11 protein-coding genes and 2 pseudogenes are annotated in these 14145 nt (G+C 71.9%); 5 read left to right on the top strand and 8 right to left on the bottom strand.

Going from position 1 to position 14145, the window contains the following annotated elements:
- Positions 1–100: 100 nt before the first annotated feature.
- The 5 genes and pseudogenes from D3105_RS29350 to iolC all read right to left on the bottom strand — a co-directional run bounded on the left by D3105_RS29350 (position 101) and on the right by iolC (position 6454).
- Positions 101–1451: pseudogene (locus D3105_RS29350) on the bottom strand (aldehyde dehydrogenase family protein).
- Positions 1452–1492: 41 nt separating this feature from the next.
- Positions 1493–3451: a 3D-(3,5/4)-trihydroxycyclohexane-1,2-dione acylhydrolase (decyclizing) gene (gene iolD / locus D3105_RS29355; RefSeq protein ID WP_118905965.1), complete on the bottom strand. Its 1959-nt coding sequence runs from the start codon at positions 3449–3451 to the stop codon at positions 1493–1495.
- Entirely contained in the window at positions 3448–4389 is a 942-nt protein-coding gene (iolB, locus tag D3105_RS29360) for a 5-deoxy-glucuronate isomerase (RefSeq protein WP_118905966.1), read from the bottom strand. Before iolB ends, iolD begins: the two co-directional genes overlap by 4 nt.
- Positions 4386–5297: a Cgl0159 family (beta/alpha)8-fold protein gene (locus D3105_RS29365; protein WP_118905967.1), complete on the bottom strand. Its 912-nt coding sequence runs from the start codon at positions 5295–5297 to the stop codon at positions 4386–4388. Before D3105_RS29365 ends, iolB begins: the two co-directional genes overlap by 4 nt.
- The gene (iolC, locus tag D3105_RS29370) at positions 5294–6454 is read right to left on the bottom strand and encodes a 5-dehydro-2-deoxygluconokinase (protein WP_118905968.1); all 1161 of its coding nucleotides are present in this window, start codon (positions 6452–6454) and stop codon (positions 5294–5296) included. The genes D3105_RS29365 and iolC overlap by 4 nt, the downstream gene beginning before the upstream one ends.
- A gap of 158 nt (positions 6455–6612) precedes the next feature.
- Here iolC and D3105_RS29375 point away from each other — a divergent pair, with 158 nt between their 5' ends.
- Entirely contained in the window at positions 6613–7539 is a 927-nt protein-coding gene (locus tag D3105_RS29375; RefSeq protein WP_118905969.1) for a sugar phosphate isomerase/epimerase family protein, read from the top strand.
- Between the two features lie 68 nt (positions 7540–7607).
- Here D3105_RS29375 and D3105_RS29380 read toward each other — a convergent pair.
- Positions 7608–8132, bottom strand: a pseudogene (locus tag D3105_RS29380) (DinB family protein).
- A 238-nt stretch (positions 8133–8370) separates the two neighbouring features.
- Between D3105_RS29380 and D3105_RS29385 the strand changes: the two are divergent.
- Complete coding sequence (locus D3105_RS29385) at positions 8371–8562, top strand: helix-turn-helix transcriptional regulator (RefSeq protein WP_118905970.1); 192 nt, start codon at positions 8371–8373, stop codon at positions 8560–8562.
- 7 nt (positions 8563–8569) lie between these two features.
- Here the strand turns inward: D3105_RS29385 and D3105_RS29390 are convergent, their stop codons facing one another.
- The gene (locus D3105_RS29390) at positions 8570–9325 is read right to left on the bottom strand and encodes a class I SAM-dependent methyltransferase (protein WP_118905971.1); all 756 of its coding nucleotides are present in this window, start codon (positions 9323–9325) and stop codon (positions 8570–8572) included.
- Between the two features lie 228 nt (positions 9326–9553).
- Entirely contained in the window at positions 9554–11770 is a 2217-nt protein-coding gene (locus D3105_RS29395; RefSeq protein ID WP_118905972.1) for an MMPL family transporter, read from the bottom strand.
- 137 nt (positions 11771–11907) lie between these two features.
- Between D3105_RS29395 and D3105_RS29400 the strand changes: the two genes are divergently transcribed.
- From D3105_RS29400 to D3105_RS29410, 3 genes are all read left to right on the top strand, one after another.
- The gene (locus D3105_RS29400; protein ID WP_118905973.1) at positions 11908–12651 is read left to right on the top strand and encodes a TetR/AcrR family transcriptional regulator; all 744 of its coding nucleotides are present in this window, start codon (positions 11908–11910) and stop codon (positions 12649–12651) included.
- 98 nt (positions 12652–12749) lie between these two features.
- Positions 12750–13067, top strand: coding sequence for a heavy-metal-associated domain-containing protein (locus D3105_RS29405; protein ID WP_118905974.1), 318 nt, complete (start codon positions 12750–12752; stop codon positions 13065–13067).
- A 101-nt stretch (positions 13068–13168) separates the two neighbouring features.
- The coding region (locus D3105_RS29410; RefSeq protein WP_133305721.1) for a cation transporter at positions 13169–14145 on the top strand (977 nt) is incomplete at its 3' end.

Raw genomic sequence — 14145 nt, forward strand, 5'->3', positions numbered from 1 at the left:
GGACGGGCGGGGTGTTCATACGCCCCAGGATGCGGGACACGACAGCGCCCGGGCATCCGGATTTCGCCGGAGGCCCGGGCGCGGCCGGGGGGTGCGTCGGTCAGTGGTTGCGCGGGAAGCCGAGGTCGACACCGGCCGGGGCGTCGGCAGGGTCGGGCCAGCGGGTGGTGGTGACCTTGCCGCGGGTGTAGAAGTGCACGCCGTCGTTGCCGTAGATGTGGTGGTCGCCGAAGAGCGAATCCTTCCAGCCACCGAAGGAGTGGTAGCCCACCGGGACCGGGATCGGCACGTTGACGCCGACCATGCCCGCCTCGATCTCCAGCTGGAAGCGGACGGCCGCACCGCCGTCGCGGGTGAAGATCGCGGTGCCGTTGCCGAACGGCGAGGCGTTCATGAGGGCGACGCCGTCCTCGTACGACTCCACACGGAGCACGCACAGGACCGGGCCGAAGATCTCGTCCTTGTAGGCGTCGGAGTCGGTGGAGACCTTGTCCAGGAGGGACAGGCCGATCCAGTGGCCGTCCTCGAAGCCCTCGACCGTGTGGCCCGTGCCGTCGAGGACGACCTCGGCGCCCTGGGCGGCGGCGCCCGTGACGTACGACGCGACCTTGTCGCGGTGGGCGGCGGTGATCAGGGGGCCCATCTCGGAGGTCGGGTCGTTGCCGGGGCCGATCTTGATCTTCTCGGCGCGCTCGCGGATCTTGGTGACCAGCTCGTCGCCGATCGCGCCGACCGCGACGACCGCGGAGATCGCCATGCAGCGCTCACCGGCGGAGCCGTACGCCGCCGAGACCGCCGCGTCGGCGGCCGCGTGCAGGACGCACCGCGATCTTGTCACCGTGCAGGACGTTGAGGACACCGTCCGGAAGGCCCGCCTCGGCCGCCAGCTCGGCCAGCAGATTGGCGGCCGACGGGTCCTTCTCGCTCGGCTTCAGCACGAACGTGTTGCCGCAGGCGATGGCCAGCGGGAACATCCACATCGGCACCATGGCCGGGAAGTTGAACGGGGTGATGCCCGCGACCACGCCCAGCGACTGGCGGATGGACGATACGTCGACCCGGTTGGAGACCTGGGTGGACAGCTCGCCCTTGAGCTGCGTGGTGATCCCGCACGCCAGCTCGACGATCTCCAGACCCCGGGCCACCTCGCCCAGCGCGTCCGAGTGCACCTTGCCGTGCTCGGCGGTGATCAGCGCGGCGATGTCGTCGCGGTGGGCGTCGAGCAGCGCGCGGTAGCGGAAGAGGACGGCGGTGCGCTGGGCGAGCGAGGAGGTGCCCCAGGTCGCGTACGCGGCCTTCGCCGCCGCCACGGCCGCGTCGACCTCCTCCACGGAGGCCAGCGCGACCTGCGTGGTGACCGCGCCGGTGGCCGGGTCGGTGACGGGACCGTACTGGCCCGACGTGCCCTCCACTGTCTTGCCGCCGATCCAGTGGTTGACGGTCTTCGTCATGACGTACTCCTTCAGGCTTCGGGCAGGCGCGGGGGCTGGTCTCACAGGTGGCGGCGTCGGGCGGCGACCTGGCGGTCGTACTCCTCCCGGGCCTTCACCGCCGCCGGTCGGCTCGCGGTTTCGGCTACCGGAACATCCCACCACGCCTGCGCCGGAGGGGGGCCCGACACTGTGTCGGGCGTTTCGGTCTCGACGTAGACACAAGTGGGGCCCTCCGCGTCGCGGGCCTCGGAGAGGGCTTTGCGCAGGTCGTCGACGGTGGTGGCGCGCAGGACCCGCAGGCCGAGGGAGGCCGCGTTGGCGGCCAGGTCGACGGGGAGCGGCGGGCCGGTGAAACCCCCGTCGGGGTCGCGGTGGCGGTAGGCGGTGCCGAAGCGCTCGGCGCCGACCGACTCGGAGAGGCCGCCGATGGAGGCGTACCCGTGGTTCTGGAGGATCAGCAGCTTCAGGGGCAGGTTCTCCTGGACGGCGGTGACGATCTCGGTGGGGTTCATCAGATACGTGCCGTCGCCGACCAGGGCCCAGACCGGGCGGCGCTCCCGGCTGCGGGCTCCGGTGGCGAGCAGGACGCCGATCGCCGCCGGGATCTCGTAGCCCATGCAGGAGTAGCCGTACTCCACGTGGTACTGGTCGCGGGAGCGGGTCCGCCAGAGTTTGTGCAGGTCGCCGGGGAGGGAGCCGGCGGCGTTGATGAGGATGTCGTCCTCGGTGACGAGGTCGTCCAGGAGGCCGAGGACCTGGGTCTGGGTGGGGCGCGCGGCGGGGTCGGGGGTGGCGAAGGAGGCCTCGACCCGTTCCTCCCACGCCTCCTTCGCGCCGGTGTACTCCGTCTCGTACGCCGGATCGACCCGGTATCCGCGTCCGGCGAGGGCCGCCGTGAGCGCCTCCAGACCGGCGCGGGCGTCGGCGACCAGGGGCAGGGCGGCCAGCTTGTGGGCGTCGAAGGCGGTGATGTTGAGGTGGAGGAAGCGAACGGCCGGGTCGGCGAAGAGGGTGCCGGAAGCGGTGGTGAAGTCGGAGAAGCGGGTGCCGACGCCGATGACCAGGTCGGCGGTGCGGGCCAGCTCATTCGCGGTGGCGGTGCCGGTGTGGCCGATGCCGCCGACGTCGGCCGGGTGGTCGTGGCGGAGCGCGCCCTTGCCCGCCTGCGTGGAGGCGGCCGGGATGCGGGTCGCGGCGGTGAACGCGGCGAGCGTCTCCTCGGCGGCACTGTGCCGGACCCCGCCGCCCGCGACGATCAGGGGGCGGCGGGCGGAGCGGATCGCCCGTACCGCCGTCTCCAGCTCGTACGTGTCGGGCGCGGGCCGGCGGATGTGCCAGTCGCGCTCGGCGAAGAACTCCTCCGGCCAGTCGTACGCCTCCGCCTGCACGTCCTGCGGCAGCGCGAGCGTGACGGCCCCGGTCTCGGCGGGGTCGGCGAGGACCCGCATCGCCTGGAGGGCGGCCGGAATCAGCGCCTCCGGCCGGGTGATCCGGTCGAAGTAGCGCGAGACCGGCCGTAGACAGTCGTTGACGGACACATCGCCGGCGTACGGCACTTCGAGCTGTTGCAGTACGGGGTCGGCGGGCCGGGTCGCGAAGGTGTCGCCGGGCAGGAGCAGGACGGGCAGCCGGTTGATCGTGGCGAGGGCGGCCCCGGTGACGAGGTTGGTGGCCCCCGGCCCGATGGACGTGGTCACCGCGTGTGCGGAGAGCCGCCCCGACTGGCGGGCGTACCCGACTGCCGCGTGCACCATGGCCTGTTCGTTACGGCCCTGGAGGTACGGCATGCGGTGCGCGGTGCCGTTCCCTCCGTGGCCCGCCTCCACGAGCGCCTGACCGATGCCCGCGACGTTGCCGTGGCCGAAGAGGCCCCAGGTGGCGCTGATCAGCCGCTGCCGGCGGCCGTCGCGCTCGGTGTACTGCCGGGCCAGGAAGGCGACCAGGGCCTGAGCGGTGGTCAGACGGCGGGTGGGGGCGGGGCGGTGCTTCTTCGGGCTCGCGGGACTCGTCGGGCTCAAGGCGTTACCTCCGGGCCGGGCGACGGATGCGCCGTGTAGAGCGGGAGTCTGGCGTCGATCGACTGGTCTGGCCAGGTGTCGCGGATCCACCGGTGGTCGGGATGGTCGCGGATCAGCCAGGCGCGCTCCTCCCCCGGCCCGGCCATCACATTGAGGTAGTACAGCGTCCGGCCGGGCGGGGCGATGGACGGACCGTGCCAGCCGTCGGGGATGAGGACCACGTCACCGCCCCGGACTTCGGCGAGGACGTCCGTACCGCCGTCGCGCGACGGGGAGACCCGGTGGTAGCCGAGCCCGCCGTCCTGCACCTCGAAGTAGTAGATCTCCTCCAGTTCGCACTCCTCGCCCGGCACGTGCTCGTCGTGTTTGTGGGGCGGGTAGGAGGACCAGTTGCCGCCGGGGGTGAGGACCTCGACGGCGATCAGCCGGTCGCAGTCGAAGGTGTCGGCGGCGGCGAAGTTGTTCACCTGGCGGGAGCAGGTCCCGGAGCCGCGCAGCTCGACGGGTACCTCCGGCGCGGGGCCGTAGCGAGCGGGGAGTCGTCGCTCGCACTTCGCTCCTGCCAGGGCGAAGCGGCCTCCTGCGCCGGAGGCGATCTGTGCGTGGGCGTCGCGCGGTACGTAGGCGAAGTCGGAGACCCCGCTGAACACACTCTCCCGGCCCCGCAGTTCAAAGGTCTCACCTGCGATACGCACCGTACAGCCACCGGCCAACGGCAGGACGATCCATTCGCTGTCTCCGGTGACGAGCGTGTGAACACCGCCCGGCTCCAGCTCCAGCACCCGCAGGGCCGAGCGGTCCCAGCCGGCGCTCTCGGGATCGATGTCGACGGCGTACGCCCCGCGCGCGGCGCTGCCGGACGGGAGATGGAACCGGCGCGGTTCCCGGCCCCCGTTCTGGTCCCGGTGCTGTCCCTGGTCGGGGTGATCCGTCGTCATGGCCCTTCCCTACCCGGCCGGAGCAGCGATACGGCGGTGTCGACGGCGAGCCTCACGTCCCCGTCGACCGGGTAGAGCAGCGAGCGTCCCACGACCAGCCCCCGCACCGTGGGCAGCCGCAGCGCGTCGCGCCACTTCCCGTACGCGGCGTCCTGGTCGTCGCCGACCTCGCCGCCGAGCAGGACGGCGGGCAGCGTGGAGGCCTCCATCGCCCGGCCCATGGCGTCGGGGTCGTCGGTGACGGGCACCTTCAGCCAGGTGTACGCGGACGTCCCGGCGAGGCCCGACGCGATGGCGATGGAGGTCGCCACGGCAGCGGCGCCGAGGTCGTTGCGGAGGCGGCCGTCGACGCGGCGGCAGAGGAACGGTTCGACGAAGACGGGCAGCCGGTGGGCGGCCATCGCGTCGATGGTCCGGGCGGCGGTGTGCAGGGTGTCCAGCGAACCGGGGTCGTCGTGGTCGATGCGCAGGAGCAGCTTCCCCGCGTCGAACCCCTGCCGGACCAGGTCGTCGGGGCGGTAGCCGGTGAACCGGTCGTCGAGCTCGAAGGCCGCGCCCGCGAGACCGCCCCGGTTCATCGACCCCATGACGACCTTGTCCTCCAGGGCCCCGAGCAGGAGGAGGTCGTCCAGGACGTCGGCCGATGCGAGCACCCCGTCGACCCCGGGGCGGGAGAGGGCGAGACAGAGCCGCTCCAGCAGCTCGAAGCGGTTGGCCATGGCGAGGGACCGGTCCCCCACGGCGAGGGCGCCGCGCGCGGGGTGGTCGGCCGCGATGATCATCAACCGGTCACCGGGGTGCCGGATCAGCCGCCGCCTCGTCCGTCGCGCCGCGGCCTCGGCGACGGCTTCGGGCCGCTCGGCGCGCAGCCGGACGAGCGCGGAGAGGGAGGGCGCGATCGGCGTCATGAGCCCGCTCCGGTCCGGGGGTCCGTGCGCGCGTCGGGTCGGGCGGGAGGGGCGGCGGGCGCGGCTGGAGCAGCCGCAGGGGCAGTCCCGGCGCCCGGGGCGGCCGGAGTCTCCGGATCGGCCGCATCGCCCGAGGCAGTCCGCGTCGCGAGGTCCGCCGTCACTTCACCCGTCGCGAGGGCCTCCTCGACCTCGTCCGGGAACGGCATCGCGGACGAGCAGGCCAGCCGGGAGGCGACGATGGCGCCGGCCGCGTTCGCGTACCGCACGATGCGGTCCAGCGGCCATCCGGCGAGCAGCCCGTGGCAGAGCGCGCCCCCGAACGCGTCCCCGGCGCCGAGGCCGTTGACCACCTCGACCGGGAGCGGCGGGCAGTCGGCGGTGGTGCCGTCGCGGTGCACGGCGAGCACGCCCTTCGGCCCCTGCTTGACGACGGCGAGCTCCACCCCGGCCGCGAGCAGGGCCCGGGCCGCAGCGTACGGTTCGCGTTCGCCGGTCGCGATGGCGCACTCGTCGACGTTGCCGACGGCGACCGTGGCATGGGCCAGCGCTTCGCGGTACCGGGCGGGCGCCTCGGAGCTGTCGTCGCCCCCGTCCCAGAACATGGGCCGCCAGTCGAGGTCGAACACGGTCGCCGAACGCCGTGAGGTGCCCGGACGGCCGGCCCGCTCCGCGCTCTCGCTACGGGCGCGGAGGGCGGCCAGCGTGGCGGACCGGCTCGGCTCGGCGCTGAGTCCGGTGCCCGTCATCCAGAAGATCCTGGCGTCGCGCACGGCGTCCAGGTCGAGGTCCGGCGCGTGGATCTCCAGATCGGGGGCCTTGGGCCGACGGTAGAAGTAGAGCGGGAAGTCGTCCGGCGGGAAGATCTCGCAGAAGGTGACCGGGGTCGGATACTCCGCGACGGCTGTCGCCCAGCGGGGGTCGACGCCGAACCGTTCCAGTTCCTGGTGGAGGTAGGCGCCGAAGGGGTCCTGCCCCGTCCGGGTGATGACGGCCGTGCGCCGCCCCTGCCGGGCCGCCGCCACAGCGACGTTCGCCGGGGAACCACCGAGGAACTTGCCGAACGTCTCGACCCGGGCGAGCGGCGCCCCGACCTCCAACGGGTAGAGGTCCACCCCGATCCGCCCCATGGTGATCACGTCGTACGGCTCAGGCATGCCCATCCCTTCGCACCACGGATCGCGCCGCCGGTTCGCCCCACCGGTGGCCGGCTGGTCCCAGGTCTAGCCCTCCGCCCGGAACCCTGTCAACATTTTGTCCGGACATTCGGACGAACCCTTGACACTCTTCCGCGCGGGCCAGGAGGCTGGCCGTTATGACCCCCTCCGTCCCCTCCTCGGCCCGCATCCGTATCGGCTCGGCCCCCGACTCCTGGGGCGTGTGGTTCCCCGACGATCCGCAGCAGGTGCCCTGGCAACGCTTCCTCGACGAGGTGGCCGAGGCCGGCTACGCGTGGATCGAGCTCGGCCCGTACGGCTATCTGCCCACCGATCCGGCCCGGTTGGCCGACGAGACGCGCGGCCGGGGGCTCACGGTCTCCGCCGGAACCGTCTTCACCGGATTGCACCACGGCCCGGACGTCTGGGACCGGACCTGGGCGCATGTCGCGGACATCGCCGCGCTGACCCGGGCCATGGGCGCCGAACACCTGGTCGTCATCCCCTCTTTCTGGCGCGACGACAAGACGGGCGAGGTGCTGGAGGACCGCACGCTCACCGCCGCGCAATGGCGCGATCTGACCGCGCAGACGGAGCGGTTGGGCCGGGAGGTCCGGGAGCGGTTCGGCCTGCGGATCGTCGTCCACCCGCACGCCGACACCCACATCGACACCGAGGAGAACGTCAACCGCTTCCTCGACGCCACCGATCCGGACCTCGTCTCGCTCTGCCTGGACACCGGGCACTACGCCTACTGCGGCGGCGACAGCGTCAAGCTCATCGAGACGTACGGCGAGCGCATCGGCTACCTCCATCTCAAGCAGGTCGACCCGGAGATCCTGGCGGCCGTGGTGGCGGACGAGGTGCCGTTCGGCCCGGCGGTGGCCCGGGGCGTGATGTGCGAGCCGCCCGGTGGGGTCCCCGCCCTGGAACCGGTGCTTGACGCGGCGCGCGCCCTGGACGTCGACCTGTTCGCGATCGTGGAGCAGGACATGTACCCCTGCCCGCCGGACAAGCCGCTCCCCATCGCGCGCCGCACCCGGGAGTTCCTCCGCTCCTGCGGACGTCCCGGCTCACCCCTCTGAGCCCGAGGCCCTGGGCGACGGGTCCGGGCTCCGCCCCGCGGGCCCGGGACCCGGAATCCGGCAGCGGGTCAGACTCCCGTACGTCCGTCCACGCGTTCGCGGATGAGATCGGCGTGGCCGCAGTGCCGTGCGTACTCGCCGATCATGTGCGTGTAGATCCAGCGCAGCGTGACCCGCGCGCCCATGAACGGGCTGGTGTCGTCGAGCGCCCGCGCCGCACAGTTCTTCCGGGCCGCCGCCACTTCCCCCTCCCACCGCGCGAGCGCCTGCGCATGGGTGGCGTCCTCGGCGAGCTCCCAGCCGCCCTAGCGGCCCTGGCTCCCGTCCCCGCCGCCGACCGGAGGGGCGAAGAACGGCGGGGCGTCCTCCTGCGCGAGCACCCGGCGGAACCAGTTCCGCTCGACCTCGGCCAGATGCTGGAGCAGTCCGAGCAGGGTGATCGGCGACGGCGCCGCCGACGCCTCACGCAGGCCCTCCTCCGGCAGGTCGGCGCATTTCTGGGCGAGGGTGGCGCGGTAGAAGTCGAGCCAACTCTCCAGGGTGGTACGTTCGTCGGCGTCCAGCGGGGGCATCGGGCGTTCGGCAGTGCTCATGCCTTTCATCGTGGCACCCGGGTCTGACAGCGGCCGCGCCCCTCACCGCCGCCCCGCCACCACCAGCCGCGCTTCATCCTTTCTGTCACAGCAGTAACCGTTTCGGCACACATATCTCCGTTACGCGGGCTTTCTGTCACAGCCGGTCGACAGCCCCACCCCGCCTGCAGCCCGGGGTCGTTCAACCGAGCACAGGCTGAGCGATCGTCGGCTCGGGAAGTACAGAGAGGTGTCACCGATGACGGACAGAACGCTCTGGTCCTACAAGGACATTGCCGCGCACATCCATGTCCAGCCGGACACCGTCCGCTCCTATCGCAAGCACGGCCTCCTGCCCCCGCCCGACCAGGTGAGGAACGGGAAGCCGTACTGGTACGGAGACACCGTCCGCGCCTGGGTCGCCTCGCGCCCCCGCAACCGGGGGCGCTGACGCCCCGCTACCCCTGGCTGCCGGCCCTGCGGAAGAGGGCCGTCCAGAGGAACGACTCCCCGAAAAGCGGGGATTCGGGCGCCTCGTCGTTCATCCGGCGCATGTCGATCTCCGTCAACCCGGAGAAGACGCGGCGCAGCTCGTCGTCCGTGTAGGCGAGTCCGCCGTGCAGACTGCCCGTCAGATAGAGCTCGGCGTCGGGCAGTTCCGAGCCCATCCCGCCCTCTCCGGCGGCGAAGCAGGTGAGGACGAAGTGGCCGCCGGGCGCGAGGCAGCGCTCCAGGAGGGCGAGATAGCTGATCCGCCGGTGGGGAGGCAGATGGTGGAAGCAGCCCGAGTCGTAGATCAGGTCGTAGGGGCCGGCCAGAGCGGCCCCTGCCGCCGTCAGGGCGAACACGTCACCATGGTGGAACCGGACGGACCCGGCCCCCGTCTTCTCGGCCCGCTCCCGGGCCCAGGCCAGCGCCGCCGGGGAGAGGTCGACCGCGTCGACGTCGAAGCCGAGCTCGGCCAGGTGGAGCGCGTTGCGGCCGGGCCCACAGCCGAGTTCGAGCGCGCGCCCCGGGGCGATCCGCCCTTCGCGGAGGTGGGCGTCGAGGTTCTCGTCGGGCTTGTCCGCGAAGAACGGCACCTGACGTGAACGGTCCGCGTAAAACGCGTCCCACCAGGACGCTCCGTCGGCCGTCCACCGATCCGCTTCCGGGGCGAACAGCCCGTCCATCAAAGCCAATACGTCATCCGTCGTGCGGACGTTCCGGTCCATCCGGGCCCCCTTTTCCGTTGTGGAAATTTTATGCTCGATGCGAGCGAAAGCCCAGGTCAGCATGGGTTCTGCGATGTCATGCACGGGCCTGTGGGGCCTCCCTGGCGGGCCGAGGAGCCGGCCCCCCGCCCGCCACCCGTTCGGCGGCGGACGGACCTGTCCTGTCGCGCCTGGAGGGCATTCCCAGCTCCCCCGAGAGCTCTTTCCGGACGGCTTTTCCCGTGGATCTCAGCGTCGCGCCGGCTCGCCGATATCCCTCCTCGCGCCCGCTGTCCCCTCGGCCTCCACCGTCGGTTCCGGGTCCGGCACAGCGGCGGCGGGAGCGACGGCCGGGGCGGCCTCCCCTTCGCTCAGGCCGAACCTTCGGTGGAAGGCCCGCAGGGGCGCGGGGGCCCACCAGGTGGAGCGGCCCATCAGCTTCATCACCGCGGGGACCAGCAGGCTGCGCACCACCATGGCGTCCATCAGGACCGCGAGGGCGATGCCGAGCCCCAGCATCTTGGTGTTGGTGACCCGTGAGGTGCCGATGGCGACCATGACGACCGCGAGGATCACGGCGGCCGCGGTGATCAGCCCGCCGGTGTGCCGGAGCCCGAAGGTGACGGAGTACTCGTGGTCGCCGGTGCGGTCGTACTCCTCCTTGATCCGGGATATCAGGAAGACCCCGTAGTCCATGGAGAGTCCGAAGGCCACGCAGAACATCAGAACGGGCAGCGTCGTCTCGATGTCACCCGTACTGGTGAAGGCGAGCAGTCCGGAGAGATTGCCGTCCTGGAAGACCCAGACCACCGCTCCGAACATCGCGGTCAGACTGAGGGCGTTGAGCACGACCGCCTGGAGGGGGATGAGCACGCTGCCGGTGAGCAGGAAGACCAGGAGCAGCGTCACGACGACGATGATGGCCAGGGCCCAGGGCAGCCGGTCGGCTATGGCGTCCTTGGAGTCGACGAGGACCGCCGCCGTGCCCGTGACCGAGATGTCGAGGGAGGAGGCGGAGGGCACGGCCCTCAGGTCCCGTACGAGCTGCTGGGTCTCCTCGCTGACGGCTTCGCCCTTCGGCAGCACGCTGTAGTAGGCGGCGGGGCCGTCGGCGACCGGTCCTTCGACCCGCAGGACGCCGGGGAGCTCCTCGATCCGCGTCTTCAGCTCCGCGTGGTCGGCCCGGGAACCCTGCCCCTCGGCCAGCACCTCCAGGCCGCCGCCGGGGCTGCCGGGGAACCCGTCGCGGATGTGTTCCTGGACGACCCGGGACTCCGCGGAGGCCGGCAGCTGGCGGTCGTCCGCCGTGCCGAACTTCACCCCGAGGAACGGCAGTCCGAGGAGCAGGAGCCCTGCGGTCGTGACGATGGCGAAGACAGGTGCCCTGCGCATCACCAGCGCACCCAGCCACGCCCAGCCCCGGCCGGGCGACGCGTCGGCGCCACCGCCGGAACCCGCCCCCGGGCCTCCGGCCGCAGCACCCGCCGGGTCCGCCCCGGCGGTCGTGGCCTTCTTCCGGCGGCGGAGGAGCCGGCGCAGGTCCAGCGAGTTGACCCGGGGACCGAGCAGCATGAGCGCAGCGGGCAGCAGGATCAGTGCGGCAGCGGCGGCCAGGAGGACCACGGCGATCCCGGCGTAGGCGAAGGACCGCAGGAAGTACTGCGGGAAGACGAGCATGGCCGACAGGGACACCGCCACGGTCAGCGCGGAGAACAGCACCGTACGCCCGGCGGTCCGCAGCGTCGTGCCCACCGCCGTCCGGGTGTCCGCACCGGTCGCCAGCTCCTCGCGGAAGCGGCGGACGATGAACAGGGCGTAGTCGATGGCGAGTCCGAGGCCGAGGGCCGTGGTGAGGTTCATCGCGAAGACCGAGACGTCGGTGAACTCCGTCAGCCCTCTCAGCACGGCGTTGGTGCCGAGGATGGCGACGATGCCGACAGCGAGCGGCAGCATCGCGGCGACGGCGCTGCCGAAGACCATGACCAGCAGGACGAGCGTCACCGGCAGGGCGATCAGCTCGGCCCGCAGCAGATCCTCCTGGATGATCGTCTGCATCTCGTGCTGCACGGCGACGGGCCCGCCGAGGGAGACCGTCACCGGCCCCCGCTCCCCCGCGAAGGCCGGGGCCAGCCGGTCGAGGGTCTCCCCCGCGGTCTTCTCGTCGCCCCCGATCCGGGCGGCGATGATCGCCTCATCGTCGACGCCCGCGGAGCCGCTGTCCACCAGCAGGAGCAGATTGGGCTGGGAGGCGGGGAACTCCCGGGCCAGCACCTCCGTCGCGTACGTCGACTCGGCGTCGGGGGCCTGCCAGCCGCCGCTGCCCATCCGGTCCGCCACCCCGCTCCCGGCGAACACGGCGAGTGCGGTGATCACCAGCGCGGCCAGCAGCGCGAGCCGTGGCCGGGCGGTGACGAACCGGGTCCAGCCGCCGACCGGGGGCGGCGCGGAACGGTTGACTTCGGGCATGGTGCGGTGTCCCCTTCACCGAGACCCGAGCAGCGCAGGGCAGCATGGGTCGGTCGTTGCCGTTTATCGTGGCAAACACGAGTAGTCGCTCGCGTTTCTCCAGAATGCGAGCGACCACTCGCGTTTGTCAATNGACCGTGCCGGAGGCCAAAGCCAACAAGACCGCCGCCGAGGCCGCCGTCGAAGCCGCCACCGGGGCCACCGGGGACACCGCCGACGAGGCGCCGGACTCCACCCGCCCCCGCCGACGCCGCCAGGCCCGCGGCGAGGCCCGGATCGCCCAGCTGCTCCGAGCAGCCGCCGACGTCTTCTGCACCAGCGGCTACACCGCGTCCAGCACCAACGCCATCGCCCGCGAGGCCGGGGTCTCACCGGGCACGCTCTACCAGTTCTTCCCGAACAAGGAGGCCATCGCCGTCGAGCTCGGCGACCGGCTGCTGGACCGCTGGCGGGACACCTACGGCGCCGCCTTCGCCCAGAGTCACACAGAACTGCCGCTCGACCGGATGCTGGACGCCGTCCTCGACCCGCTGATCGCCTTCAACTGCGAGAACCCGGCGTTCTTCGTCCTGATGCACGGCTCGGAGATCCCCGGACAGATCACCGAGGCACACGACACGCTGCACGCCACGATGCTGACGCGGGTGGAATCGGTGCTTGCCGACTACCTCCCGGACATGCCCGCCCCCCAGATCCACCGCATCGCCGAGATGGCCTTCATGGTCTTCAAGGCCGGACTGGACCTGATCATGGCCAACGAGGGCGAGGACCGCGCCGCCTACATCCAGGAGCTGAAGACGGTGATGTTCCGCTATCTGGATCCCCTGGTCGGCGACGACGCGTCGTGTCCGGCGCCGACGGAGCACATTGATCCCCCCTAGGGGTATAGTATGGGTGAGGGGGGGACGCCACGGGGGCCTCTGCGGCCCCACGCGCCCCGCCGTGCCGCCCGAAACGTGTTCGCGAAGAGGAGAACGTCATGACCGCCGAGACCGACACCACGCCGTCCACCGGTTCCTGCTGCTCGCCCACCGGCTCCTGCCACGACGGCGCGGCCGACGTGCAGATCGAGCAGTCCGACTCGGTCACCACCGTGTACCAGGTCAAGGGCATGACCTGCGGCCACTGCGAGGGGGCCGTGTCGGAGGAGATCTCCGGGATCGCGGGCGTCACCTCGGTCTCCGCCGTCGCCTCCACCGGCCTGGTCACCGTGACGTCCAAGGCCCCGCTGGCAGAGGACGCCGTCCGTGCCGCCGTGGACGAGGCCGGTTACGAACTTCTCGGCCCGGCCGCCTGAGCACCGGCCCTCCGCCGTACCACCCGTCCGCCGTCGGGCCGGCCGCACCAGTCGATACTGGTGGGGTACGGCCCGATCTGCGTTTTCCAGGAGTTCCGGACATGGCCAGCACAGCAGCAGCCGACTTCCCGGCCGCCGACGCCTCCGAGGCCGAGCTCATGATCGGCGGGATGACCTGCGCCTCGTGTGCCGCCCGCGTCGAGAAGAAGCTCAACCGGATGGACGGCGTCACCGCCACGGTGAACTACGCGACCGAGAAGGCCCGCGTCACCTTCGGGGAGGGCCTGAAGCTGGGGGACCTCGTCGCCATGGTCGAGAAGACCGGCTACACGGCCCGCCCCGTCGCCCAGCCACCTGTTCCGCCCCCTGAACCCGCCGCTGAGGCCGCCCCGGAACCCGCGCCGGAGTTCACGTCGGAGCCCACCTCGGAGTTCACGCCGGAATCCGCTTCGGAACCCGCCCCCGACCCCGTCGCCCGGGACGTCGAAGTCGAGCAGGAGGCCTCCCTCGCCGCGCTTCGGCGGCGTCTCGTCGTCTCCGCCGCGCTCGCCACCCCCGTCGTCCTGCTCGCCATGATCCCGGCGCTCCAGTTCGACTTCTGGCAGTGGCTGAGCCTCACCCTCGCCTCGCCCGTCGTCGTCTGGGGCGGCCTGCCGTTCCACCGTGCCGCCTGGACCAACGCGAAGCACGGCGCGGCGACGATGGACACGCTGGTCTCGCTCGGCACGCTCGCCGCGTTCGGCTGGTCGCTGTGGGCCCTGTTCCTCGGTGATGCGGGCATGCCCGGTATGCGCCACGGCTTCGACTTCACCGTCTCGCGCGCCGACGCCACCTCGACGATCTACCTGGAGGTGGCGGCCGGTGTCATCACGTTCATCCTGCTGGGCCGCTATCTGGAAGCCCGTGCGAAGCGGAAGTCCGGCGCGGCGCTGCGGGCGCTGACGCACCTGGGCGCGAAGGACGTCGCCGTACTGAGGGGAGGCAGGGAGGTACGCGTCCCGGCCGGCACGCTCGTCGTCGGGGACCGCTTCGTCGTCCGCCCCGGGGAGAAGATCGCGACGGACGGGACCGTGGTCGA

It is taken from the genome of Streptomyces globisporus (assembly GCF_003501885.1).
Taxonomy (GTDB): Bacteria; Actinomycetota; Actinomycetes; order Streptomycetales; family Streptomycetaceae; genus Streptomyces; species Streptomyces globisporus_D.

Bases quoted from the DNA above. Each gene is read 5' to 3' on its own strand.
- D3105_RS29395 (WP_118905972.1), bottom strand. From the start codon at position 11,770: ATGCCCGAAGTCAACCGTTCCGCGCCGCCCCCGGTCGGCGGCTGGACC.
- D3105_RS29375 (WP_118905969.1), top strand. From the start codon at position 6,613: ATGACCCCCTCCGTCCCCTCCTCGGCCCGCATCCGTATCGGCTCGGCC.
- D3105_RS29365 (WP_118905967.1), bottom strand. From the start codon at position 5,297: ATGACGCCGATCGCGCCCTCCCTCTCCGCGCTCGTCCGGCTGCGCGCC.
- D3105_RS29390 (WP_118905971.1), bottom strand. From the start codon at position 9,325: ATGGACCGGAACGTCCGCACGACGGATGACGTATTGGCTTTGATGGAC.
- D3105_RS29385 (WP_118905970.1), top strand. From the start codon at position 8,371: ATGACGGACAGAACGCTCTGGTCCTACAAGGACATTGCCGCGCACATC.
- iolC (WP_118905968.1), bottom strand. From the start codon at position 6,454: ATGCCTGAGCCGTACGACGTGATCACCATGGGGCGGATCGGGGTGGAC.
- iolB (WP_118905966.1), bottom strand. From the start codon at position 4,389: ATGACGACGGATCACCCCGACCAGGGACAGCACCGGGACCAGAACGGG.
- D3105_RS29405 (WP_118905974.1), top strand. From the start codon at position 12,750: ATGACCGCCGAGACCGACACCACGCCGTCCACCGGTTCCTGCTGCTCG.